At 65.7% G+C, this 2,610-nt stretch carries 3 protein-coding genes; all 3 read right to left on the bottom strand.

Annotated elements, in window-relative coordinates; all coding sequences use genetic code 11:
- A partial coding sequence (locus GPA21_RS19795; RefSeq protein ID WP_168989787.1) for an alpha/beta hydrolase occupies positions 1-938 on the bottom strand: 938 nt, incomplete at its 3' end.
- Positions 935-1,480, bottom strand: a complete 546-nt coding sequence (locus tag GPA21_RS19790; RefSeq protein WP_168989786.1) for a CIA30 family protein — start codon at positions 1,478-1,480, stop codon at positions 935-937. The genes GPA21_RS19795 and GPA21_RS19790, both read right to left, overlap by 4 nt.
- 278 nt (positions 1,481-1,758) lie before the next feature.
- The coding region (cheB, locus tag GPA21_RS19785; protein WP_168989785.1) for a chemotaxis-specific protein-glutamate methyltransferase CheB at positions 1,759-2,610 on the bottom strand (852 nt) is incomplete at its 5' end.

Here is a 2,610-nt window from a genome sequence, read left to right as displayed (position 1 = left end):
CTGTTGCGCGGCGAAATGATCTGTCCGCTCGTTTCGGACTGCTCCAGGGGCAGGGCGTTCCCCGCGCGGTTCAGCGCGTCGCGCAGAAAAGTGGTCAGCGCCACGATCTCGCCAGCGATGTCTTTCGGGTCGCCGAAGTCGTCGTGGCTGCCGGCGATGATGCGAAGGCGTACATGCTCGCCACGCCGGGCGGCGTGAATCAGGGCGGCCTCTGAGGGAGGCACTGTAGTGTCCTCGGCGCCGTGCACCAGCAGCGTCGGGCAGCGGATCCTGGAGATGCTGGTCACCGGCGCGATGTCGTCGAAACGGTGGCCGATGACGTGCTCCACGTAACGCAGCACGAGCCAGCCAATCGGAAGGAAGGGCACCCGCTTGTGGGCGAGGAAGCGCCGCATCATCGCGACCGGGTGGGAAAACGCGGCAAGGCTGACTACGGCTGACACATCGTCACGGCGCGATGCCGCGAGCAGCACCGCGCCCGCACCGACTGAATGCCCGACCAGTGCAATGCGTCGCGGGTCAGCGTGTTTGCACTGCTGCAACCAGGCCAGCGCGTGGTCGATGTCTTCGGCAAAACGCGGCAGCGAGGTGAAGTCGTCCTCGTCGCTGTGACCGTGGCAGCGGGCGTCGATCAACAGTACGGCGAAGCCGGCTGCGTGCAAGGCAGGCACGATCGGTAACATCATCGCGGCGTTGCCGCCCCAGCCGTGGATGACGAGCGCCGCTGGTGCCGGCTCGACGCCCTCGGCTGGCACCAGCCAGGCATGCAATCGTTTGTTGCGGGCGGTTGGGATGTGCACGACATCGAAACCAAGGCCGAGATCGGCGGGTGTGCGCTCATGCGGCACCCGGGTGGGCGCGAGACCGCGCCGCACTGCGAAGCGGAAAGCGATGAGCGCGACACTTGTTGCGATGAGGGCGACGAACCAGGCGTTCATTCCGTCTCGAATGCGCCTGGATCGCGCGTCAACGAAATACGGCGAATCGCCAGCCGGAACGGACCGGCCTGTCGGTCTGCGATCATCAGACCCACCTGGCGGATGCGTGCCGGGTCCAGCCTCGGCGCATCCGGCACCGGCCGACCACGCCAACTTGGCGCAAAGCTCGTGAGCGGCAGGCTGATCGGTAGCCATTCGTGGGCAGGCGGATCGAAGCGAACCTGATAGTTCACCCCGTCGAAAGTGTCCTCGGTGCGCAGGTTCAGCTTGTAGCGCCGCCCATCGCCCATCACCTCGATACGGCAAACCGTGGCCCCAGCCAGGCCGAGAGGCAGGGGGCGACAACGCACCGAGGCAAAGCCCCCGCCGTTGGCGAGCGACACCTCACCTTCGAAGACTGCATAACCGTCCGTGGTGTAACTGAGGCGACTGCGGGAGATACCGCCCATCACTGCGTCGTCGATGGCCGACCACTCCACGGTCGCGTCGCCGCGGGTGAAGTCGAACAGAACCCCGTCTGAAGGTGTTTGTTGGCTGCTCATCAGCGCATTATCGCGCCAAACAAACCATCCGGCCGCATGCGCTGCAGCGCGAACCAGCGCTTTATCCCGGGGCATCAGTAGCGAGACGTTGCAATCGAACGACACGACTACCCGGGCGACCGTTCCATGCTGTCCATCGAGCAACTCCTCGGCTTCCCGCTGGCCGCCGGCCTGGTCACCATTGCCCCGCGGCTCAGGTGAATCGGGGCGTGTGACGTGTCGCCCGGTATCTCCGGCGCGCCGGGGAATGCCGCTCGTCGCGCCAACCCGATTCGCGCTCAGCCGCGGCCGTATTCAGCCATCGCCGGACCGATCGCGCTCAGTGCGAGTATGTGTTGCGCGGCTTCGAGCTTGATCGCTTCCTTCGGCATGCCAAAAACGACCGAACTCGCCTCATCCTGGGCAATGGTCTGCGCGCCGGTGTCGAACATTTCGCGCAGACCACGCGCACCATCGTCGCCCATGCCGGTCATGATGATGCCGAGCGCGTTCCGGCCGGCATGGCGAGCAACCGAGCGGAACAGCACGTCTACTGACGGGCGATGACGATTGACCGGCGGGCCGTCGCGCACCTCGACCACGTATTGCGCACCACTGCGACGCACCGCCATATGACGACCGCCGGGGGCGATCAGCGCGCGCCCGGTGATGACGCGCATGCCGTCCTGCGCTTCGAGAACCTCGATGTCGCAGATCTGGTTAAGCCGTTCCGAGAACAACGCAGTGAATTTCTCGGGCATGTGTTGCACCACGACAATGCCCGGAATCGTTCGTGGCAGCACGCGGAGCACCGTCTCCAGTGCCTGGGTGCCACCTGTCGACGTGCCGATGGCGATCAGGCGGTCGGTGGTTTCGAATACGCTGTTGCGCCGAGACGTAGGCAGCCCGGTCAATCCAGGGCTGGCCGCCGGCATGGCCGTGCTCGCCCTGGCGGGCGTGGCCTGAACTTTCGATGCGGCCCCGCCTCTGGTTGGGCCGGGATCGGCATTACGCGCGAGCGCACGCAGGTTGACGCCTGCCGCGGCCCGGACTGCGGAGATCAACGCCTGTGCCGAGTCTGTGAGAAAACCCTTCAATCCCAGCGTGGGTTTGGTGATGATGGACACCGCCCCCGCCGCCAACGCCTGAAG

Source organism: Azoarcus taiwanensis (genome assembly GCF_012910885.1).
Classification (GTDB): domain Bacteria; phylum Pseudomonadota; class Gammaproteobacteria; order Burkholderiales; family Rhodocyclaceae; genus Azoarcus_F; species Azoarcus_F taiwanensis.
This window is presented reverse-complemented; position numbering and strand designations above follow the sequence as displayed.